Here is a 21,359-nt window from a genome sequence, read left to right as displayed (position 1 = left end):
GGTTGCACTGTTACAAAACGTCTGTGCGGATGCAGTTGGTGCAGCGGTGGTATTAACGGTTACGGTTACGGCTGTGCGTGTACTCTCACAGCTGTTTAGTGTTTGCGATACATAGTAAGTACCTGTTGCAAGCGCAGTGGCTGATGCAAGTGCGCTACCACCTGAAGCTACGTTGTACCATTTTAATGCCGTACCGGTAGCGCTAAGGTTAGCAACCGTGGCACTGTTACAAAAAGCCTGTGCGGATGCAGTTGGCGCAGACGTAGTACTTACGGTTACGGTTACGGCTGTGCGGGCACTCTCGCAGCTGTTTAGCGTTTGCGATACGTAATAAGTACCTGTTGCAACCGCAGTGGCTGAGGTGAGTGCGCTACCACCAGAAGCTACGTTGTACCATTTTAATGTCGTACCGGTAGCAGTAAGGTTAGCCACCGTGGCGCTATTACAAAACGCCTGTGCGGATGCAGTTGGAGCAGCCGTAGTATTAATGGTTACAGCTACGGCAGTACGTGTACTCTCGCAACTGTTTAGTGTTTGCGATACATAATAAGTACCCGTTGCAAGTGCGGTGTTTGAAGCGAGTGCACTACCACCGGTTGAAGCGGTATACCATTTTAATGCCGTACCTGTAGCGGTAAGGTTAGCCACCGTGGCACCATTACAAAATGTTTGTGCCGAAGCTGTTGGTGGCGTTGTGGTGTTTATGGTTACATTTACCGACATACGTGCGCTCTCGCAACTGCTTTGTGTTTCTGATACATAGTATATACCCGGGCTTAGTACTGTGGCAGCGGCCAGGGGGCTGCCTCCAGAGGCTACATTGTACCATTTTAGTGCAGTGCCTGTAGCGGCAAGGTTGGCTACGGTAGCCCCGCTGCATAACGTTTGGGCAGCCACGGTATTGCTTGTTAACCAGTTGCTTGCGCTGCCTGTTAATGCAAAACCATTCAGTGTGCCGTTATAAGAGGTACCACCCAAATCAGTAAGTGTTGTTGCAGTAGTATTATTTCCATTTGCAGTGCCGTTATCAAAATTATAGTAATACTGTATATTACCCGGAAGTACTGCACCGGTATTTAGCATATCGGTTTGTACCTGTGCTTGTGTAAGGGCAGTATTGTAAATCTTGACCTCATCAATGCTTCCTGCAAAAAACTCGATAAGAGGATTTAGGGCCCCGATATACAGCCTCCGTTCATCATTTATAAAGAGTGCTGTGCCACTGTATGTGTTTGTTTGCACCGGCAGGCCATTTGCATAGATAGTATAATTGCCCGGTGTAACAACGAAGGCTATGTGTAACCATTGGTTGGGGGTATAGTTATACGAGGCATCCGCGGCACTGGTAAGCCAATACCCCCCGTTGCCAATGTCGGCGTGTATCTGGTTGCCTCCTACCAGTTTTAAATCAAAAGTGTAGTCAGACGGGTGGCGGGTGGAAACTATTGTTAAAGTGCCCGTAGTATTTTCGGGCTTTACCCACGCTTCTACCGTAAAACTTCCGTTAATGTTAGCAGAAGAGAAGCCGGTTTGAACATAATCATCTGATCCATCAAAATGCAATGCATTGCCTGAAGAAACGGTAGGCGCAGTAGGTGCATTGGGAGAATTTGTATTTGCATACACGAGGGTTCTTGCGCTTTCACAACTGTTAAGTGTTTGCGATACGTAATAAGTGCCCACGCTTACCGTGGTACCTGAAGCCAGGGGAGTACCGCCAGAGGCTACATTATACCATTTTAGCCCGGTGCCCGTAGCAGTAAGGCTTGCCACAGTAGCACCGTAGCAAAGCGTTTGTTTTGATAAAGCGTTGCTTGTTATCCAGTTGCTTGTGCCGCCGGTTAATGTAAAATTATTTAAATCGCCGTTATAGTTACTCCCCCCGTCAGTAAGTGATGTGGCTGTGGTGTTGTTACCGCCTGCAGTGCCGTTATTAAAGTTATAATAAAACTGAATATTAGCTGGCAGCACAGCACCGGTATTAACCATATCATACAGTACCTGGGATGCTGTAAGCGCTGTATTGTATATTTTTACTTCGTCTATGCTCCCTTCAAAAAATTCGCCTGACGGGCTTACGGCCCCAATAATAAGTTTTCTTGAATTGTTAATGAAAAGGGGGCCTCCGCTCAAAGAGCCCGAGTTAAGGGCAATTCCATTTGCATAAATAGTGTAACTGTCCGGCGTTACCACAAAGGCAATATGTACCCATTGGCCGGGTGTATAGTAATATGTAGCATCTGCAGACGTGTTAATCCAAAAAAATCCATTGCCTATATCGCTATGAATCTGGTTGCCGCCCCTTAGCTTAACATCAAAACTATATTCGTTACTGCGGGTTGAAACTATTGTTAAATCTTCCGTAGTGTTTTCAGGTTTTACCCATGCCTCAACCGTAAAGTTATTGCTAATAGAAACGGGCGAGAACCCCGTTTGTACAAAGTCGTTCGTGCCATCAAAATGCAGGGCGTTGCCTAAAGATACTGTTGGGGCCGCTGGTGGCGGGGTGCCACACTCGGTGTAATTATCTAAGGTGCCGTCCGGATTATAGTGATTCCCGGGATGGTTGCTGTATGGAGCTACCGCCTTTCTGATATCCTTAAAATCGTTTTCGGGTTTTTCATAACCTATATAAGGCCGGCCGGCCGATGCTACGACCGGACCAGAACCGGGGGCGCTACGGCTACCTGCCACCGCCGGGCTAAAATTATCAGCACCCATGGATGGAGCCTGTGCAGTAGACGTTGCAGCTATAAATAAGCATAGCTGTAAGACAACCCTGCGAAAGAGTGTAAGGTGTTTTTTCATAAGGGAAGGTTTTTATAGTTTAAATACCAAAACAACTAAAGTGCTCAAAAATAAGCATTTCGCCTTAAAATTAATAATTTTTTTGTAGTTTTTTTATTACATAAAATTTTTAATAATGATTTAAATCGCTTTAGAAAAGCATAAACTCCAGTCTGCATGAACAGATTAAATTTTTAAATTATTTGCTATATTATATTTGTTAAGCATCTATATCTACTCCTATCCTGTTAGCAGTAAAATTTGTTTTTGTTACCGCAATGATTTTTTGATTTTCCTTACCCTATAAGAATTTTCTTTTAACTCTCACCTCTTCATAAAACTTGTGGGCATGGTGTTTTTTTAGTGGAATCTGCTCTACTTTAAGACGCTAAAAAAGAGGGGTTATCCCGAAAAGCAGGATAACCCCTTTGTAAAAACCTTAGTTTACCAAGTAATAAGAGCCTGTGAGCCCTGCCTGGCTAAAGTTATAACTGGTAGTGCTAATGGCCAGATCGTCTATTTTAGCTAAAACACCATACAGTGTAACCGTATTGGTTGCTGTCTGGGCATAGTGTATTCCACAAAAGAATCCTGTATTATCCGGCCCTTTAATCAGCATTACGTTATCTGGATTTACAATACTTACACTATTTACAACGGCTGTGAAAATAATGGGACCCGGTACAGACTCAGTATAAACTGTATTGGTATTTGATTTCATTGGTACTTTAGTACCGTTTACAGTTAACGATGTCCATTGATACTGGTCAAGGGTAATACTAAAAAGATTAGTAGTAGTATTTGCATTTATATTAATATGTGGCATGATAATTATTTTTTTCCCCTACTCTATGTGGATTTTCGGGTAACTCCCCCGCCTTATAAGCCTGTGCGGGCAGGCCGTTTTTTTCAAGTGGTGTCTGCTCCACTTGATCCGGTTAGTAAAAAGCGCTAGCTGCTTTTGTTGTATTAAAAGTAAATGGATTAGAGCACTCTAAATTTTAAAATGTCATGAGCAGGGATATAACTGTTATAAAACGCCGTGTATGGTGCATAAAAAAATCCTTCATGTTCTGAAGGATTTTTTTATGCTTTTGGGGCGTATCTAAAAAGCGGGCTTACTTAAATATCTTTAATTGTTTTACAAAATCTTTATAGCTGTCGCTTAGTGCAACTTTATGATTGCCTGTTACTATGATTAAATTATCATTTAGGATGATTTCTTCAATTTTATCTAAATTAACCAGATAGTTGCGGTGGGTGCGTATAAATATATCCTTGCTTAAAACATCGGTGATTTTTTTTAAAGAAAGCATTACCAAAAACTTTTCAGAATGCGTTATAATAGTGCAGTAACGTTCTTCAACCTCTATATATAGTATATGCTCTATAACAACTTTTCTTAGTGCGTTATTTTTTTTTATAAACAAATAATCTTTGCTTATTACTGTATTTTGGGCATCATCTAAAAAAACATGATTTTGCCCATAAAATTTTTCTACAGCCATTTCTATAGCATACAGCACTTCCAGCTCATTAAAAGGCTTCATTAAAAAACTAAATGGTTTTGTAAGCTTTGCCCTTTCAAAAACCTGCCTGTCTTTGCTATTGGTTAAAAATACAAATGGCCTGGCGGCATCTGGTACCGCGTTAAGTGTTTCGGCAAAAGTAATGCCTTCGGGGTTGCCATCTAAAAAAATATCGATAATTACAATGTCTGCACCACAACTATAAAACAGGTTTAAAGCCTCACTGTAGGTGCGGGCTACTCCGGCTATGGTATAATTATTATCCAGCAATACTTTTTTAAGCAAATCGCTTTCTGCCGGCGTGTCTTCTATAATTAATACATTTATGTTACTCATAGCCCTGGCTTTTACGTAATGATACAATTACTTTAGTTCCCACGTTTTCGTGGCTTTCTATACTAAACTTGCCACCGTTCTTTGCAGTCAACGACCTGCATAATTGCAGCCCTAATCCGGTACCTACTTCCTCGCCCTGTTTTTTAGATAGCTGTACAGTTTCTTTTAAGAGCCCCTGTTTTACAGATTCGCTCATCCCTTTGCCGTTATCTTCTATAATTATATCATAAAATGCTCCACCATCATTTAAATATATAGCAATTAATCCGCTTTGTTTAGAAAATTTAATGGCATTATCCACCAAGTTCCTTAAAATTATTTTTAACGAATCGGTGTCGGCAAGTACAAAGCTATTTTTTGGCAGCCTGTTTTCAAAACTAATATTTTTATCAAGCATTAGCGGCTTGTAGTTGTAAACAACCTGTTCTGCAATATAAAATATCCTTACCGGCTCTATATTAAAGTAAGATTGCCTGGTTTGCAACAGTGCCCAGTTAAGCAGGTTATCCAGCAAGTTATAAGCGCCGTTAGCAATTGCACTATTGTTTTGCAGCAGTTTATCAAGCTCTTTAAAATTTTTAGTCTCTAAATTCTCAAGCAGTGTTTTGTTACTCTGCTTTAATGCATGTACCGACGAGCGCAAGTCGTGGCTAACTATAGAAAAGAGTTTATCTTTACTGGTGTTTAATTCGTCAAGCGCTGCTTTTTGAAGTACAATTATCTTATTAGACTTTACTTTTTGCCTATAAAAGTATATCCCTCCGCCAATAAATAATAATAATGCTGCCAGTGTATAAATAAGTATATTTTGCTCAATTTTTTTGAGCTTATTTTCGGCTGTAAGAATATTAAGTTCTTTTTGTTTTTGCCCTATTGCAAACCGCTTTTCATATTCGGCAAGTTCCCATACTTTATTTTGGTTGTTTAAGGAGTCTTTCCACGCTTCATATTCCTTCCTGTACAATAAACTCTTCGGGAAGTCCTTTCGGTTTTCCTCTACAACAGCCATATTCATGGCGGCATTTCTTTTTATTTCAAAATCGCGGGTGTACTTAGATAAGTCGTATGCTTTTTTAAAATATGTAATAGCCTGTTTGTCTTTATATTGCTCATAATACAGTGTGCCAATATCCATATAAGAGCCAATAACCAGGAGGGTATCTTTATCGCGCTCCTGCAGGCTTAAGCTGCCAAATAAAAACTTTTCGGCGGTATCATATTTTTGCAGGTGCAGGTAACACAGCCCCAGGTTATGTAAAACTGCGCTTTTTTTAACTCCGTAAGCTGCATTATACGGAAGCGCCTCTAACCCCTTAAATTTAGATATAGCGCCATCATAATCTTGTTGCTCAAGCAGGATTTCTCCAAGCCTGAATTTTACATTTTTGTAGAAAACAAACTTTACAGATATAAGGAGTAATTCTTTATTTGCTTCCTCCATTAATTTTTTTTCAATAAAGCTAACTGCCCTGAAATAATGGCAATAATCAGCAACTTCTGTATTGTTCCTGGCGCTAAGCTGCCTCATGCTGTAAACCAGGGTGGAGTCCCAGCTGTTTTGTATAAAAAAAGTATGTGCCTTATAAAAATCAGGTAATGATTTATAATGTTCACCTTTCTTTTTTATAGCCTCAATAAGCATGGAAGCCGGCTTTTCTTTTGATAAAAGAAAGTATGGAAAACACAATAAAATTGCTATTATAAATTTTTTCCGTGCCACTATTTACTGTCTTTAACCATAAAGCCTGAATTATAATTAGTATTTCTACAAAAAGTCTGGTTATCAATGCTGTACATTAGTTATGGTTCCCCTTGATGCAATAGGGTCTGAATCCCACAAAAATACCTGGATAGTATTTATATCAGTAATGCTTAAATTATTGGGTAAAAGGCTTTGATTTAAAGAAAAGGTTACCTGATAAGCTGTGAATTTTTGTGCCTGGGTTTGGCCGGCACCGTACTGTGCATAGAACTGAACAGTGGGCTTTCCCTCATTGTCAATTGAATTGTTTTGAAAAATAGTAAAATTAACGTTGCCAAGAGTTGAATCTATAAAGGCCACTACACAGATTTGGATTGTTCCGCCAGAAATTAGCGCATCTACCAATGGTGGCAAAGGGGTGAAAGGCCTGGGAAATGTAAATGTTATATTCCCAATTGGTGTTAGAATTATTGAGTTGGAAGGAATAACGCTTCCAATAGGCAGTACTGAAGAATTTGTGCTCATAATGTATTGATTATTAGACTTCAAATATAAATATTTTTTTGTAAGAATATAATTTAAACCAAAAAAATCTTACATTTTTTACCTTAATTTAATCTATGAAGGAGCAAGTCGATTTATTTGGTTTCATAAAACGAAATTTAACAGAATTCTGTCTTGAAGTCGGTTTCGAAAATCTTTCCTATTTTTCATTTGCTTTTAAAAGAAAGTGTGTTTTATCTCCCAACGGGTACAGTTACTTAATTTTCGGTAAATGGCATATTTAACTAAGATAATTTGTGTAAAAATAGAGTTCAACACTCTGCAAATAACAATTTTGTTGTAAAACGTAAATTTGCCTGCAATACTTTTTATATTTCTATATACAGGAAACAGTTGGCTATGTCGCATTGCTTTACGGCATCTGCTCGGGAAACATGCATCTCCATGGGCGCTTTTTCCATGTAAGTTAATTTTTTCTGCAATCCGGTAGTGCCTGAACAATTAGGGCCGTACGCATTGCTTTCTTCCCCTATCCTTTTGACATATAGCAAAAATATCTCTAAATGAAGAAGCAGGGCCTCCTGGCTTTCATGGCTGTGCCTGTGCTGCTCACGGAGCATATTCTTGAAACATTCCCTAATCCACTCTGATTCCCTCTGCATGCTGCTGACAACAGCGCTATTGGACCGGAAATGTATATACTCTGAAAAATAGAGCAGTACAGAGCTTCTCTGTTCGTTGAAATGCAGGCGAGGTATGAGGCAGAAATAAGCTGCCGCGTCATCGGATACTTTCAGGGTGATTGTGTCATTATTATTTAAAAAAATTGGTATCCCCTGCTTCCAGCATATAAAGGTGAAGGCCTATGGAAAGGATGCCGGTGCCTTTTACCATATGGAGTATCGTACAGGTTTGGGCCTTAAAGTGCCTGATTGCAACAGTATTTTCTTCCAGATTTTCCAAATCCTTACTATAAGACACCAAAATGAATTTGCTGGTTGAATGTGATGTGTTATCTGCATGACTCATGGCAATGGGGATAGAATTAGTATAAATACAAGTAAAGCAACATCCCATCTCACAGCGATGTTGCTTTTACCAAGGGTTACCTATAGCGGTGCGCTATATAATGGCCTGCTTAACTGCTGTAGTCAGTAGATTTGCTGAGCGTCTCGTATTGGGCAAGGTAAGCCTGAACAGCCTGTATCTTGGCATTGGCCATATTGAAGGAGTCGCTGCCTAAAAACAGGTGAAGCGGCAGGCTCTCGCCTTCTGCTGCCTTAATGAAAGCTTCTGCTGCCTTATCAGGGTCACCGGGCTGGTTACCGATAATCTGCTGTTCGTGGATTACTTCCAGCTCCCTGGCTTCAGTGTAATCAGCTATAGGGTTAGCAGCTCCTCTAAGGGAACCTTGCAATAAGAAATTGGTTTTAAAGTAACCGGGGTATACAATCGTTGCAGTGATTCCCATTGATTTAACCTCGGCTGACAGTGCTTCTGTAAACCCGGCTACCGCAAACTTAGTGGCATTGTAAATACCCCATCCTGGAAAAGTACCAAGAAATCCGGCTATAGAGGAAACATTAAAAAATGCACCAGCCTTTTTCCGGCGGTAATGCGGCATCACGTTCCGGATTACATTAAGGGAACCGAAAACATTTACATCAAAGTTTTCACGGGCCTCAGCATCGGTAAGCTCCTCAAGGGTACCCAACTGCCCGTAACCTGCATTGTTTACCACTACATCAATGCCCCCAAAGGTACTGATGATTGTAGCAACACCTTTTGCTACGTCAGCATTGTTAGTCAGTTCCATTTCAAGGGGAAGGAACTCGCTGCCGTTATAACCCACCTCTTTTTTTAGGGCATCGGCATTACGTGAAGTTGCAGCTACGCTATAGCCGTTTTGAAGTAATTTTTTTACCAGTGCCAAACCTAATCCTTTAGAAGACCCGGTTACCAGCCAAACTTTTTTAGAGTCCATAATTTTTATGTTTTAAGATTTTATGGTACAAAGTAACGGCACATAACCCGACCGGGGCTTACGCAAATCATAGTGATACTTTCGACTTTCAAAGGTGGGTGCCGGAAGCTGCACTTTTTCTGAAAATGGAGGGCGAAAAATCTGTTTTCTTTTTGAAAAAGGATGAAAAAGCGGCATGCCCGGAGAAACCCAGGCAGTAGCTGATGGTATTTACATCCCATTCGGTCCTGGCTAAAAGTGACTTTGCTTCATAGATCAGGCGGTCCTGAAGATGGTCGCGCACTGTTTTGCCGGTATGGCTCTTCACCAGGCTGTTAAGGTAATTAGGGTGTACATGAAGCTGGCCTGCAAACTCAGCAGCGGTCTTGAGCCCAATAGCCGTATTGGGATCCTGAACGTTGAAAGAGGATTCCAGAAGGTTAAGGAAACCATAGATATAGCCATAAGCTTCGGGCACCTCTGTGGTAAGCTTCTCCTTACCTGCCCGCTGTGCTTCCAAAAGCATCATTTGCAGGTACAGTACTATGGCCTGCTTCTTGTCTTCGTTATCCCCCCGGTCCTCGGCAAGCATGTCGGCAAAGTGGCCGTTAATAGCATGAGACTGACTGTCGGTAAGCTGTATTACAGCCTTTTCCGGCCTGAAGAACGGGTACTGGCGCAACAGCTGCAGCACATGGTCTGCCTCGTGGGTAAAATAGGAAGGATGGATTAGGCAAAAATGCCCGCCGGTTTCTTCTGAGGTGGTTTGCCAAGACATTATCTCGTCAGGATGGAGGAAAGCGATTTCCTTTGGCCCCATAACATAGCGGTTAAGGCCTATGGTGAGCACGCCAGTACCCGAAGTCATATGGAAGATCTTATAGAACTGCCTCCTGTTAGGGGATATATAATCTACAACAGGATAGTTGTCCCTGTTCTCAACGGTAAAATAAGCGGCATCCAGTGGATAGTGCAGTACATTTAATAGTGGGGTTTTGTAGTTTACCTCGGCAAACGAACTCAATTCCATACGGGGTATTTCTAATCTTTCCATAAGTAAATTTAAAAAAATTTACATTGCCTATTAATTAATTACGGAATAACATATAATTGAACACAAGTAGTATGCAGTAAGCTAACGGAATAGGGAGCCATGTAATAAGGTAAACAGACAGGGCCGACCTCTATCACCGATATTTGTAAAATAGAAGAGGGCAACGCTTGTTTGCGACCAATAATGCGCAGGTTAGACTGCCCGCTTTACAGGGCAATTTGCCCGTTTGGCACTCATAATTGCCAACACTCAGGAGATTATACCCTATTTTTGAGATATGAAAAAGCAAAACTGGGGTCTTGGTATAATAATTTCAGTGGGTATTTCCATGATAGGGGTCTCGCAAAAGCTGATACGGGTAGACCAGATCGACCTGTATAATATCGCAATCTCATTCCTGTATAGCTTTATTATTTGCTTTACCGGCTGGATCAGCCATGTCCTTTTATTCCGTAAGAACTGGATAGGAAGGTTTATCACGAATACTATTCTCAAAGCATTGCTTTCCATAACCCTGGTAACCCTGCTGCTCTATGCATACCGGTGGCTGCTGCCGGAGGTAGAAGGCGCCGTCGTGCAGTTTACGGACCTTGATAAGGAAAGGGCAGCAGCCATGCTGCTATTCCGTAGCATCCTGGTCAGCAGCCTGTTTTACTTTGTTGCATACTACCTGCATATACTATCCGAAAAACAGAAAAGCAGTATCGAAATAGAACACCTTAAGCAGGCACAGCTTGAAGCCAGCCTCTCTTCCCTAAAAGAGCAGCTCAGCCCTCATTTTTTATTCAACACCTTAAATACCCTAAGCTCCCTGACTTCAGAGGGAACGGTTAAGGAATACATATCAGAATTGTCCGAGGTGTACCGCTACCTCTTGCAATACAAAGAAAACAATACGGCTACCTTGCGCCAGGAATTAAATTTTATAGAATCATACCTGTACATTATTAAAACCAGGCTGGAAGACGCCATAGGGATTACCGTTACTGTGGAGGAGGAATACCTGTCGGCTGCCATCCCTCCGCTCACCTTGCAGCTTGTGATTGAAAATGCCATAAAGCACAACGTGGCGTCATCATCCAGGAAGCTGGAAATCGCGATCTTCAACCAGGGGCACGATTACCTGGTCGTACAAAATAATTACCAGCCGAAATCATCAGTACAGCATGCTACCGGAATTGGGCTGAACAACATTATGCAACGCTATGGGCTCCTCTTTAAAAAAGAGATACGTATCGAAAAAACAGACGCGTCATTTATTGTAAAACTACCGTTACTATGACCAATATCGTTATCATAGAAGATGAAGCTAAAGCGGCAAGGGAGCTCGCACGGATACTCTACGCTATAGACGATACTCTGCATGTAGTGGCTACGCTCGATTCCATAGAACAGGCCGTAGACTGGTTTTCCAAGAACGAGAAGCCCCAGCTTGTATTCTCCGATATACAGCTGGCCGACGGGCTGTGCTTTGAGATATTCAGCAGGGTCAGCATTACCAGCCCCATTATCTTTTGCACCGCATTTGACCAGTACATGATGGATGCCTTTGAAACCAATGCCATCAGCTACCTGCTGAAGCCCATAACGCAGGAAAAGGTTGAAAAAGCAATGGACAAATACCGCAACCTAAAAACCATATATTCCCCATCCGGGGATGTCCAGGCAAGGCTCTCTCATTTGCTTACCCATTTAAAATACAATTATAAAACCGCCCTGCTGGTAAACCAAAAGGAAAAGATAATCCCCGTACAGGTTAAGGATATCGCCTTTTTTTACCTTGACAAGGTTAACGTCATCATTACCACCCTTACCAATCAGAAATATTTCATTACGTCCGCTATGGATGAAATAGAAAAAATGCTGGACCCTGCACTATTCTACAGGGCCAACAGGCAGTTCCTTGTCAACAGGAACGCCATTGCCAACGCCGAGCGTTACTTTGCCCGGAAGCTGGTAGCTAAACTCACCCTGCCCACCCCGGAGACTGTTGTAGTAAGCAAGGCTAAAGCATCTGACTTTCTACATTGGCTTCAGGGCGAATAATATCCTGCCGCCACATTATCCCCTTGGTTGCAACTGCCCGTTTTAAAGCCGGATTTGCCCACTTTAAAAACATTCCCCTAATGATATACCGGAGCGGCGATTACTTTCGCTGCCATGAAAAAAGCATCTGATTACCTGATTCTCGCAATCCTGGCCTTTATACTGGGAGGCCTGCAATATGGCCTTTATCGCTACTGCGATTACATAGAATGTTATTGTATGCCCTGCGGGCAGGACTATGAGTGCTGCGTGTGGTATTACTGCTACCCCTATTAGCCATGTGCCTGCCTTACAGCCCAATTTGCCCGCTTTGCGCATCTTTTGGTTTCGCAACGCCTCCCAAAACCGCAATTTTACATTATAAATTTAAAATAATACAAAAATGAAGACCACATTTAAAATTCCATTGCTGATTGTAACATTCGTTGCAGCGCTACTTGCTGCAGCCCCTGCACAGGCCCAACAGGCAAAAACCAACGATGTGCTGCTGGGTAAATGGACCAACGAAGATAAGGACCGTACGATTGAGTTTACAAAAAAAGGAACCGAATACATTGCAACCATTGTGGCCGCCGAAGACAAAAGCCTCATTGGGAAACAGCAGATAACCGGCCTGCAATGGTACGGAAAAACCTTTAAGAACGGCACGCTGCATGTCATAAAAAAAGGAAAGACTTTCGCATGTAGCGTTACGGTAAAAGACAGTAACATCATTGAAATATCCGGCAAATCCGGCCTCATCAGCAAATCACAGGCCTGGACAAAAATCAAGTAACCCCAGTAACGGTCCGTATTTTTAAAACCGACATAAGATACCCGCAATGATACCTTTAAAAAAACACGCCCTGGTACTGGCCCTGCTCTGCTGTACCGTAATGCTGCAGGCACAGGTGACTTTTAAATCACTACAGGAAGTATGGGATTTTGCTGATGCACATAATGCCGGGATAAAAACAGCAGAGATAAACAAAACCATAGCAGCAACCGGCGTAAAGCAGGCATATGGGGCGCTGCTGCCCTCGGTAACGGCTAACGGCGGCTTTACCGATAACCTGCAGATACAGAGCACCCTGATACCGGCTAACCTTTTCGACCCGGCGGCCCCGGCCGGCACGTACACTGAAGCCACTTTTGGCAGGCGCTATAATTATAGTGGCAACGTGATTGCTGAAATGGACATCCTGAACACCCAGGACTGGTTCGCTGTTAAGGCGGCCAAGCTCAATAAGGAAATTGCTGCCATCAGCATCGCACAATCCAAAAAAGACCTCTACGGGCAATTGGCCAACAGCTACTATTCCTGCATGTTGCTGTCAGAAGCAGAAAGGCTGTCCCTGGAAAACTTAAGGGCCATAAGTGATGTCTATGCTATTTCGCTTCAGAAGTTTAACGACGGGCTGATCAGTGAAGTGACATTGAACCTTGCCGGGATCAATAAGGAAAAAGCGGAGAAAAGCCTGGATGTAGCCCGTCAAAATAAGCTGTTGCAGCTTAATACCCTTAAATCCCTCCTGGGCAGTGACCAGGATATCGAAATTACAGAGGAACTAAACGAAGATTTTTTGTTTAGCGCTGACACGGGTTTTGCCCCCGACCCTACCGTTCAGCTTTATAGCCTCCAGGCGATGGTTTCCAAAAATGAGATGCAATCCCAAAGAGCTGCTTTTGCCCCAACGCTATCAGCGGTGTACCAATATAGTACACTGGTTGCCGGTGATGATTTTGCCAGTTTTGCCAACAGCAATACCATACCGCAGCAATATTGGGGACTGCGCCTGTCAGTCCCCATATTTGCAGGTAATTCCAAGCGCTATGAGGTACAGAAAGCCAAACTGGATTACGCAGCTAAGCAAGAGCAATACAACAATGCTGTGCTTCAAAACACTATTAATAATACCAATTTGCTCATAGCCTACAGGGGTGCCCTGCAAGCGTATACCGCCTCCAAAAGTATCCTGGAGCGCTACCGGGCCAACGATGCACATGCAGCCCAACGCATGCAGGAAGGCCTCATCTCCCTGGACGAGCGGCTGGATTTCTATTCCGATATGATCATCAGCCAAAACGAATACCTGCAAAGCATGAGCGATTACCTTATACAGGAATACCGATTAAAAATTAGCCAAACAAATCTAATCAGATGAAAAGGATAGCCATTCTAACGTTACTAACAGCCTTTGTTGTATCATGCGGTAAAAAAGAAGCAGAAACGACCACCCCAAAATATGCCCCTGTTACAGAAGCAGTATTTGCCCCGGGCCACCTGGAAGCTACCGGCCAGTTTACCCTAACGGCCTTAAACGACGGCTACATTACCGACGTGCCGGTAGAAGAAGGCGATACCGTTACCACGGGACAGCTGATCCTACAGCAGGACAATGCAACAGCAGCAATAACCCAGGATGCTGCCAGCGAAAATTTACAGATAACCGCACAGCAGGCGGCATCCAATTCTGCCATTTTGCAGCAGCTAAAGGCGCAGCTCTCTTCGGCCAACCAAAAAGTACAAAACTATAAGGAGCAGCTGGACCGCATGCAGCGCCTTTATGCCTCCAGGTCAGTCGCCAAGGTAGACCTTGACAATGCACAGTTGGCCTATGACAACGCCCTTAATGATGCAACCGGCATCAAAAAAAATATCGAGAATACCAGGCTGACCCTGCAGCAATCGCTTATCGACAGTAAAAGCCAGCAGCGCACCGCTGCAGTGAATAATGCTTACTACAGCATAAAATCCCCCGGAAATTATACGGTGTACTCTCTTTTAAAACGCAAAGGCGACCTTGTAAAAAAGGGTGAAGCGGTAGCCGTTTTGGGTAACGCTTCATTAATGGTAGTCTTGGATATCGATGAGGCCAGTATTGCGAAGGTCAGGCTCGGGCAGGTGGTATTAGTAGAACTGAATACCGAAAAGGGCCGCACCCACACTGCCTCGGTTTCTAAAATATATCCTGCTTTTAACCAGGAAGCACAGTCATATACCATAGAGGCTGCATTTACAAAGCCGCAGGCAGGCCTGATAAACGGCACCCTGCTGCAGGCCAATATTATAGTGGACAAAAAAGAGAAAGCGCTGCTCATACCCCGCAGCAGCCTGAGCCCGGACGGCAAGGTACTGGTTAAAAGGGAGAAGGAAATGGATACCGTACAGGTAAAAACAGGCATCATCGCCACCGATTGGGTAGAAGTGCTTGATGGCCTTAGCCTCCAAGATGAAATCATTAAAACCTACTAGGCCATGAAATTAGGGATCAATACCGAAATTGCCCTCACCTACATTGTAGGGAGGCGCAAGCAAACGATGGTGGCAGCCCTAGGGGTAACCTTTGGCATCAGTATGTTCATTTTTATGAACTCGCTTATTACCGGTACAAATAACTGGTCGGAAGAAGTGATGCTGAGCACTACCCCCCACATAAGGCTGTACAACGATAACCAGCTCAGTACAAACGGAATGCTGGACCGGTATGCCGGCACTGCCACGGTAAACCTTATCAGCAACCCGCAGATGGTGTACAGCGATAACAAAATCGCTAACCCTGATGCACTGCTGAAGCAGCTCCAGAGCCACAGCGAAGTCACCGCCATAAGCAAACAGGTAAGTACCGAAATTTTATACAGCAACGGCAACGTACAGGAAAACGGCAATGCGTTCGGCGTAAATATACTCGAGCAGGATAAAATGTTTGGCATTACGGCCACCATGATAGCGGGCGATGTAAAGTCTTTGGTAAACAATCCCAACGGCATAATCATCGGCTCCGGCCTTGCGGACAAACTGAACCTTGCCAAAGGGGACTACATCAACCTTACCTATTCAAAGGTAACCAAGTCCCTTGAGGTAGTGGGCATCTTTAAGACTACCGTTAAGGCCGTAGACGACACCAAGAGCTATACCAATACAGCCGTAGTACAGCAGCTCCTGCAAAAAGACCGGAGCTATATTACCGATATTTACATCAACATAAAGGATTACTACAATGCTCCGGAAGTTGCACAAAGCCTGCAATCGCAGACCGGGTATACTGCTGAATCCTGGCAAAGTACCAATGAGCAGTCGCTCGCAGGAAAGAAAATACGTGATATTATAGCCAATTCGATGGTGATAACCATCCTTATAGTGGCAGGCTTTGGCATCTATAACATCCTGAATATGGTTATTTATGAAAAAATCAAGGAGATAGCCATATTAAAGGCAACGGGCTTTCAGGGTAAGGATGTAGTCAGCATTTTTCTGCGGCAGGCGCTGATTATCGGCTGTATCGGCTCGGTAGCGGGCATGCTCATGGGGGCATTGATTTCCTATGGAGTTTCCAAGATGTACCTGGGCCTGGGCAATGTTGATTACCTGCCCGTTACCTTTCTCACAAAACACTATGTACAGGGCGGCGCTTTCGGTATCGTAACCGCATTTTTTGCAGGCTATATCCCCGCGGTAAAGGCATCCAAAGTAGATCCCGTATTAATCATCAGAGGCTAAACGTATCATTATGAGCATTGCACTAAAAGCAGAGAACATCAGCAAATATTTTATGGCACCTGAGAAATTCAAGGTGCTTAACCAGGTGAGCTTCGAGGTAAGCAAGGGGGAATTTGTTTCCATCATCGGCAAATCCGGCAGCGGTAAATCGACGCTGCTGTACATCCTTTCGACCATGGATACAGAGTACGAGGGCGTGCTTAGCCTCAACGGTGAAAAGGTGACCGGGAACAAGCAGAATGCACTGGCATCATTCCGCAACGAACACTTGGGGTTTGTCTTCCAGTTCCATTACCTGTTGCCCGATTTCAGCTGCCTTAAAAATGTAATGATCCCCGCACTGCGGCTGGGTAAACTCACCAAAGACGAAATAGAGCATAACGCCTACGAAAAACTCAAAATGCTGGGCGTAGGCGACCAGGCCTTGAAATCAGCCTCAAAGATATCAGGCGGGCAGCAGCAGCGTGTGGCCATTGCGCGCGCACTGATCAACGAACCTTCCATTATCATGGGTGATGAGCCCACCGGTAACCTGGACAGTAAAAATACGGCGGTTGTTTTTGACATTTTTAAGCAGCTCGCCGCTGAGCATGACAAGACCATTATAACGGTAACCCATGATAATGACTTTGCTGAAAAAAGCGACCGTATCATCGAAATGATGGACGGCAAAATCATTTCGGGATGAGGAGCGTTATAACCTTACTTTTAGCGTTTACTTCAAATTTGCTGTTTGCCCAGGATATAAGGGTATTCACCTATAACGGGCATGAGACCCAATTTGCTGTATATTCCAATAGAAAGAACGGCGATGTAAAGCTGCCCGGCTATAACGTGTCCATAATTATGGGCGATAAAGACCAGGAACTGAGTGACATTTTCCAGAATGATACCCTAAAAAACGGGGAAGCGATCAGCATGGTCAACTTCTCCTATTTCTATTATATTCCCTACCAGGAATCACTGGATGAAAACAGTTTGTATGCATTCCTGGATGCATTCATACGCTTCAACCATGATGCAGATTATTTCGACAGGAACAGGGTGTTCCTTTATTTAAACAGCAAGGCCGAACTACTGTCCTGCAAAGCCTTAGACACACTTAATGAAATAGTTGCCGCAATAGTCGTCCCTCCTGATAATCCGCTACTGGGCTGCAGCCCACTAGTCTTTAATTCGGATGTGCCTTTGGGTGATATAAAAAAAAGGAGCATGAGGACTACAAAACAATATGAAGTGGTCACACTCGACTATATCGCGCAAAAAGATGATACTGAAAAAACCAACAGGGAGGCGAAAATCTGGAACAACCAGTTGTTTGGGAACTTCACTTTAGGATACCATTGGATAAGGAGCGGCAACAGGACGGCATTCGACGAGGAAACGCTTATCGATTTTTCTAAAATAAATACCTACTATAACCTGACAGCGGGATATTACATCAACAATTGGTCTGGGCTTTTCTTAAATTTTGGTTTCGTGATATCCGGTAAGGAAAAGGGTATTAAAGATGTCCGTTCAAATGTTGACGGCAGCGTCACCCTTAGCGGTTCGGGTAAAGGAGCTGCCGCAATCAAGCTTGGGTTAGGGCTGCGGCTGATCCCGTTTAAAAAGGACCGGCTTACGACCTATGCTGATATCTCGTTAAATAACCTGAGCGCCATTGCGGGCGGTGGCGAAGTAACCAGGACCATCGGCGGCTCGGGAACGAACACGACAGACACAACCAAAAAGAAAGAAAAGGCAGTTTCGTACGACCTCGCTATTGGCGCCACTTACCGGGTAACACGATCGTTCTCATTCCTGGGAAATTTCCAATATGAATTTTCAAAATTTGACCGGCCAATCGGTTCTGTAAATGGATTTGGAGGGATGTCCGTGAACCTCGGGATAGGCTTCAGTTTTGGCCTCTAATTCCCACAGGCAATGGTATAGTCCGGAGACCCTCAACGGCAATCAACCCTTTAAAAAACGTAATAATGAAATGAAGTATATAATAATAATACTGCTGCTTTGCAAAATTGTTGCGGCACAGGAAAAAGACATGGCTAGTATTAACTACAGTGCCGCTGCTATTACACATAACGACACGGCCGCGCATACCGGCCTGTTGGATATGAAGCTGCGCCTGCCTGTATATGATAATGGAAAATACACCATCATCACTGCCTTGAATTATAAAAATCTTTCCTTAGACGGCTTTCCCGAGCATTACGGTACGGGCTTACAGGCCCTTTCGAATCAGGCGATATTCAGGATAAAATTCTCAGGGACCCGAAGTTTGGCCCTTATTGCCCAGGTGGGATTGTTTTCGGATTTTAAAGCTGTCAGTGGTGATGATTTCAGGTACGGCCTGGGTTTTAATTACAGCATCAGGCACAGCGAACGCCTCACAACAGGCTGGGGGCTTTTTTATGCACGGCAGTTTTTTGGGAACCAGATAGTGCCCTTTATCAGCTTTGACTACCAGCCCGGTAAACGATGGACCATAAGCGGGCAATTCCCGGTAAAGGAAAAGGTGCTGTACCTTATTTCCAATACGGTAAGTGTGGGGCTGGAAATAGCAGGGGATAATAATAGTTACCGCTTAAGCGAAAGTCAAAGCCAGGGCAACTACGTAAAAGTTACCCAATGGGCTGCCCTGGGAAAATTCGAGTATGCCTTCGCCAAATCATGGCGGCTCAATGCAGGGATAGGCAGTAATTTTGTACAGAATTATGCACTTTTCCCCGATAGCTCCTCTACTTCATGGACCATTATAACGGCACCCCTGGGTAAAAAACCACAGCCCTTGGAGCAGGTTAAAAGCAGGGGATTTGCTGCCCAGGTAGGCATCTCCTACAGCCCTTTTTAATATACGATACTAAATTAATATGCAATCAATAAAAACAATATGAAATTCAGGAATCTACTTATTGCCTTAGCTGCGATGGTACTAACCTCGTGTGCCCCCAGGAAAACAGTGGTTGTTGTGCCACAAAAAAAAGTATACCGCACCGTTGTTGTCCGCCCTGCATCCCCAAAGGTAGTTGTGGTGCCGCCACCAAGACCCACTGTTGTGCGCCGGACCGTGATCATTAATTGATGGGACATTGTAACAGAGCATAATACGTTTGCTCCTAATTTACCTGACCATATCAATAAGAATTGTCCCGAACCCTGTCCCCTGGGCGGGGTTCTATTTTTGGCTTTCATCCTGTTTTTTCATATCACCGTAAAACTCCTTTAACCGCCACCAGGCCGGGCAGCTGTCCAGCTGCCCCCTATGGTTATTAATAAGTACAAAAGTATGGTTAAGGAACGCCTGCGAATCGGTAATTTTAGCATGGGGTTTCCAGTCCACTTCCTTGGGTGGAGGGTTGTCGATAAAGTAGCGCCGTATTTCTTCAGGTGTCATAACTGCAAAAATAAAAACCCTTCCGTAGAAGGGTTAAGGATAACAATATGGATGATGAAAAATGAGCATCACAAATTTAAAAAGCCTGCAATTTATCAGAAAAACAGATTAACAAAATTTTAAAAATTCTTAATAGTGAATTATATCTGACTGAATTTCAATACAAAAACTATCCTGGCCTGTAATAACTATATCCTGGAAGCATAAATTTCCTCTAGTGCGTCTTGTAACGTCTTTGGCTTTCTCCCCAACAGTGATTCCAGGTCTGTCGATAGGGTTTCGTATTGCCGGTTGCGGATGTCAGTTGTAAAACCGGCAGCAATCGCAATCATTCGCTCGGGTACCCCCAGCTGCCTTAGTTCCCCGGGAAAAGCAAGGGCATCTGCATTGGTGTAGGGAACATCTTTTCCGGCAATTTCGGAAAGGGATTTCGCTATGTCATCATAGGAATACAGCGCACTCCCCGTCAGTTCGTAAATAATACTTTCAGTATCATTCTGTAAAAGCGTGTTGGCAATAGCTTCCCCCATTTCCCTGCGCAGGGCATAGGCCACTTTTCCGTTTCCTGCCGGCAGGTAGATCCCCTTTTCAAAGACTTTTTCTCCTGCGTAGACCGGAATCATATCCGCATACAGCGAGTTCCGGAAGATTGTATAGTGCAAACCCGATTCCCTGAGGTAATTTTCCGTTTGAAAGTGGCTCTCTAAGTGTGTTTTTACAGCGGATGAATTCCAGTCCCTGATCAGCGCACTGGTATAGGCTATATGCTGTACACCTGCTGCTTTTGCAGCATCGATAAGGTTTTGATGTTGCTGGTAACGGTGAGGATCCACCGTGGAAATCAGCAGAATTGTATCCACGCCTTCTACGGCTTGGTGTAGCGATGCCACATCGTCGAAATCACCCATGCGTACCTGCACCCCTTTATCACGCAGCATTTGGGTTTTATCTTCGTTTCTTGCAAGGCCGGCTATTGTAGCAGGAGATACTGTTTTCACTAATTGTTCTATAACTGCTGAGCCTAGATGCCCTGTCGCCCCGGTTACTAAAATCATACTATAAATATTTAATGTTACAAATCAAAAGTACTTATTGTAGTTACCGGATATACAACTGTTACCGTTTGGTAACTGGTTACCAAACGGTAATGGGCTGACATTTTAGTTACCGTGTTTACATATCTTTGTTTACAAAACAGGAAATAATGAAAGGCCAAAATTACCTAACCGAAACCTGCAGGCAAAGTATCCAGGGCGTAAAAGACACCCAGGACCTGCTGAGCGGAAAATGGAAAACATCAATTCTTGGCATGCTTTTCTTTAACGGCAAAGCGCGGTTTATGGAGATCCACCGCCACATCAATGGTATTGCCCCCAAAGTACTTTCCAAGGAATTGAAAGACCTTGAAATGAACCGTCTGGTAAAACGCACAGTACTCGATACCATGCCCATTACAGTTGAATACGAATTGACAGAGGAGGGAAAAAGCCTTAAAACGGTTATTGAAGCAATGGGAGAATGGGGAAAAGCCTATAGAAGGAACCTGCCCAATAAATAAGTG

Annotated in this window: 21 protein-coding genes; 11 read left to right on the top strand and 10 right to left on the bottom strand. The window is 43.6% G+C overall.

Features of this window, described 5'->3' with window-relative positions:
- The 8 genes from ACLI09_RS15825 to ACLI09_RS15790 form a co-directional block, all read right to left on the bottom strand.
- Window positions 1-2,808: LamG-like jellyroll fold domain-containing protein (locus tag ACLI09_RS15825; RefSeq protein WP_411420611.1), on the bottom strand; the 2,808-nt coding region annotated here is incomplete at its 3' end.
- A gap of 418 nt (window positions 2,809-3,226) precedes the next feature.
- Entirely contained in the window at window positions 3,227-3,613 is a 387-nt protein-coding gene (locus ACLI09_RS15820) for a hypothetical protein (protein ID WP_411420610.1), read from the bottom strand.
- A gap of 292 nt (window positions 3,614-3,905) precedes the next feature.
- On the bottom strand, window positions 3,906-4,652 hold the full coding sequence (locus ACLI09_RS15815) for a LytR/AlgR family response regulator transcription factor (protein WP_411420609.1): 747 nt from the start codon (window positions 4,650-4,652) through the stop codon (window positions 3,906-3,908).
- A complete protein-coding gene (locus tag ACLI09_RS15810; RefSeq protein WP_411420608.1) occupies window positions 4,645-6,294 on the bottom strand; it encodes an ATP-binding protein in 1,650 nt (549 codons plus the stop codon). The genes ACLI09_RS15815 and ACLI09_RS15810 overlap by 8 nt, the downstream gene beginning before the upstream one ends.
- A 141-nt stretch (window positions 6,295-6,435) precedes the next feature.
- Complete coding sequence (locus tag ACLI09_RS15805; RefSeq protein WP_411420607.1) at window positions 6,436-6,879, bottom strand: hypothetical protein; 444 nt, start codon at window positions 6,877-6,879, stop codon at window positions 6,436-6,438.
- Between the two features lie 347 nt (window positions 6,880-7,226).
- Complete coding sequence (locus ACLI09_RS15800; protein WP_411420606.1) at window positions 7,227-7,520, bottom strand: hypothetical protein; 294 nt, start codon at window positions 7,518-7,520, stop codon at window positions 7,227-7,229.
- A 476-nt stretch (window positions 7,521-7,996) separates the two neighbouring features.
- On the bottom strand, window positions 7,997-8,842 hold the full coding sequence (locus ACLI09_RS15795; RefSeq protein ID WP_411420605.1) for an SDR family NAD(P)-dependent oxidoreductase: 846 nt from the start codon (window positions 8,840-8,842) through the stop codon (window positions 7,997-7,999).
- An 88-nt stretch (window positions 8,843-8,930) separates the two neighbouring features.
- Complete coding sequence (locus ACLI09_RS15790; RefSeq protein WP_411420604.1) at window positions 8,931-9,875, bottom strand: helix-turn-helix domain-containing protein; 945 nt, start codon at window positions 9,873-9,875, stop codon at window positions 8,931-8,933.
- A gap of 277 nt (window positions 9,876-10,152) precedes the next feature.
- Here ACLI09_RS15790 and ACLI09_RS15785 point away from each other — a divergent pair, with 277 nt between their 5' ends.
- The 10 genes from ACLI09_RS15785 (at window position 10,153) to ACLI09_RS15740 (ending at window position 19,255) form a co-directional block, all read left to right on the top strand.
- Window positions 10,153-11,157, top strand: a complete 1,005-nt coding sequence (locus ACLI09_RS15785; protein WP_411420603.1) for a sensor histidine kinase — start codon at window positions 10,153-10,155, stop codon at window positions 11,155-11,157.
- Window positions 11,154-11,921, top strand: a complete 768-nt coding sequence (locus ACLI09_RS15780) for a LytR/AlgR family response regulator transcription factor (RefSeq protein ID WP_411420602.1) — start codon at window positions 11,154-11,156, stop codon at window positions 11,919-11,921. The genes ACLI09_RS15785 and ACLI09_RS15780 overlap by 4 nt, the downstream gene beginning before the upstream one ends.
- A 114-nt stretch (window positions 11,922-12,035) precedes the next feature.
- A complete protein-coding gene (locus ACLI09_RS15775) occupies window positions 12,036-12,197 on the top strand; it encodes a hypothetical protein (RefSeq protein WP_411420601.1) in 162 nt (53 codons plus the stop codon).
- A 106-nt stretch (window positions 12,198-12,303) separates the two neighbouring features.
- Window positions 12,304-12,696, top strand: coding sequence for a DUF2147 domain-containing protein (locus tag ACLI09_RS15770; protein ID WP_411420600.1), 393 nt, complete (start codon window positions 12,304-12,306; stop codon window positions 12,694-12,696).
- Window positions 12,697-12,742: 46 nt separating this feature from the next.
- The gene (locus ACLI09_RS15765) at window positions 12,743-14,065 is read left to right on the top strand and encodes a TolC family protein (RefSeq protein WP_411420599.1); all 1,323 of its coding nucleotides are present in this window, start codon (window positions 12,743-12,745) and stop codon (window positions 14,063-14,065) included.
- Window positions 14,062-15,156 (top strand): efflux RND transporter periplasmic adaptor subunit, encoded by a 1,095-nt coding sequence (locus ACLI09_RS15760; protein WP_411420598.1) that lies wholly within the window; start codon window positions 14,062-14,064, stop codon window positions 15,154-15,156. Before ACLI09_RS15765 ends, ACLI09_RS15760 begins: the two co-directional genes overlap by 4 nt.
- A gap of 3 nt (window positions 15,157-15,159) precedes the next feature.
- Window positions 15,160-16,401, top strand: a complete 1,242-nt coding sequence (locus ACLI09_RS15755) for an ABC transporter permease (protein ID WP_411420597.1) — start codon at window positions 15,160-15,162, stop codon at window positions 16,399-16,401.
- A gap of 10 nt (window positions 16,402-16,411) precedes the next feature.
- A complete protein-coding gene (locus ACLI09_RS15750; protein ID WP_411420596.1) occupies window positions 16,412-17,089 on the top strand; it encodes an ABC transporter ATP-binding protein in 678 nt (225 codons plus the stop codon).
- Entirely contained in the window at window positions 17,086-18,315 is a 1,230-nt protein-coding gene (locus ACLI09_RS15745) for a hypothetical protein (RefSeq protein ID WP_411420595.1), read from the top strand. The genes ACLI09_RS15750 and ACLI09_RS15745 overlap by 4 nt, the downstream gene beginning before the upstream one ends.
- A gap of 70 nt (window positions 18,316-18,385) precedes the next feature.
- Window positions 18,386-19,255 (top strand): DUF6268 family outer membrane beta-barrel protein, encoded by an 870-nt coding sequence (locus tag ACLI09_RS15740; RefSeq protein ID WP_411420594.1) that lies wholly within the window; start codon window positions 18,386-18,388, stop codon window positions 19,253-19,255.
- 324 nt (window positions 19,256-19,579) lie between these two features.
- On the opposite strand, the gene ACLI09_RS15735 is transcribed toward ACLI09_RS15740, so the two are convergent.
- Both ACLI09_RS15735 and ACLI09_RS15730 read right to left on the bottom strand, forming a co-directional pair.
- A complete protein-coding gene (locus tag ACLI09_RS15735; protein WP_411420593.1) occupies window positions 19,580-19,798 on the bottom strand; it encodes a DUF6965 family protein in 219 nt (72 codons plus the stop codon).
- A gap of 188 nt (window positions 19,799-19,986) precedes the next feature.
- Window positions 19,987-20,853 (bottom strand): SDR family oxidoreductase, encoded by an 867-nt coding sequence (locus ACLI09_RS15730; protein ID WP_411420592.1) that lies wholly within the window; start codon window positions 20,851-20,853, stop codon window positions 19,987-19,989.
- A gap of 149 nt (window positions 20,854-21,002) precedes the next feature.
- On the opposite strand from ACLI09_RS15730, the gene ACLI09_RS15725 reads away from it, so the two are divergent.
- Window positions 21,003-21,356, top strand: coding sequence for a winged helix-turn-helix transcriptional regulator (locus ACLI09_RS15725; protein WP_411420612.1), 354 nt, complete (start codon window positions 21,003-21,005; stop codon window positions 21,354-21,356).
- Window positions 21,357-21,359 lie beyond the last annotated feature (3 nt).

The organism is Flavobacterium sp. RHBU_24 (genome assembly GCF_046613695.1).
Classification (GTDB): domain Bacteria; phylum Bacteroidota; class Bacteroidia; order Flavobacteriales; family Flavobacteriaceae; genus Flavobacterium.
This window is presented reverse-complemented; position numbering and strand designations above follow the sequence as displayed.

Bases quoted from the DNA above. Each gene is read 5' to 3' on its own strand.
- ACLI09_RS15735 (WP_411420593.1), bottom strand. From the start codon at position 19,798: ATGACACCTGAAGAAATACGGCGCTACTTTATCGACAACCCTCCACCC.
- ACLI09_RS15745 (WP_411420595.1), top strand. From the start codon at position 17,086: ATGAGGAGCGTTATAACCTTACTTTTAGCGTTTACTTCAAATTTGCTG.
- ACLI09_RS15725 (WP_411420612.1), top strand. From the start codon at position 21,003: ATGAAAGGCCAAAATTACCTAACCGAAACCTGCAGGCAAAGTATCCAG.
- ACLI09_RS15785 (WP_411420603.1), top strand. From the start codon at position 10,153: ATGAAAAAGCAAAACTGGGGTCTTGGTATAATAATTTCAGTGGGTATT.
- ACLI09_RS15730 (WP_411420592.1), bottom strand. From the start codon at position 20,853: ATGATTTTAGTAACCGGGGCGACAGGGCATCTAGGCTCAGCAGTTATA.
- ACLI09_RS15755 (WP_411420597.1), top strand. From the start codon at position 15,160: ATGAAATTAGGGATCAATACCGAAATTGCCCTCACCTACATTGTAGGG.
- ACLI09_RS15790 (WP_411420604.1), bottom strand. From the start codon at position 9,875: ATGGAAAGATTAGAAATACCCCGTATGGAATTGAGTTCGTTTGCCGAG.
- ACLI09_RS15805 (WP_411420607.1), bottom strand. From the start codon at position 6,879: ATGAGCACAAATTCTTCAGTACTGCCTATTGGAAGCGTTATTCCTTCC.
- ACLI09_RS15770 (WP_411420600.1), top strand. From the start codon at position 12,304: ATGAAGACCACATTTAAAATTCCATTGCTGATTGTAACATTCGTTGCA.
- ACLI09_RS15820 (WP_411420610.1), bottom strand. From the start codon at position 3,613: ATGCCACATATTAATATAAATGCAAATACTACTACTAATCTTTTTAGT.
- ACLI09_RS15810 (WP_411420608.1), bottom strand. From the start codon at position 6,294: ATGCTTATTGAGGCTATAAAAAAGAAAGGTGAACATTATAAATCATTA.
- ACLI09_RS15765 (WP_411420599.1), top strand. From the start codon at position 12,743: ATGATACCTTTAAAAAAACACGCCCTGGTACTGGCCCTGCTCTGCTGT.
- ACLI09_RS15815 (WP_411420609.1), bottom strand. From the start codon at position 4,652: ATGAGTAACATAAATGTATTAATTATAGAAGACACGCCGGCAGAAAGC.
- ACLI09_RS15775 (WP_411420601.1), top strand. From the start codon at position 12,036: ATGAAAAAAGCATCTGATTACCTGATTCTCGCAATCCTGGCCTTTATA.
- ACLI09_RS15780 (WP_411420602.1), top strand. From the start codon at position 11,154: ATGACCAATATCGTTATCATAGAAGATGAAGCTAAAGCGGCAAGGGAG.
- ACLI09_RS15740 (WP_411420594.1), top strand. From the start codon at position 18,386: ATGAAGTATATAATAATAATACTGCTGCTTTGCAAAATTGTTGCGGCA.
- ACLI09_RS15795 (WP_411420605.1), bottom strand. From the start codon at position 8,842: ATGGACTCTAAAAAAGTTTGGCTGGTAACCGGGTCTTCTAAAGGATTA.
- ACLI09_RS15760 (WP_411420598.1), top strand. From the start codon at position 14,062: ATGAAAAGGATAGCCATTCTAACGTTACTAACAGCCTTTGTTGTATCA.
- ACLI09_RS15750 (WP_411420596.1), top strand. From the start codon at position 16,412: ATGAGCATTGCACTAAAAGCAGAGAACATCAGCAAATATTTTATGGCA.
- ACLI09_RS15800 (WP_411420606.1), bottom strand. From the start codon at position 7,520: ATGCAGAGGGAATCAGAGTGGATTAGGGAATGTTTCAAGAATATGCTC.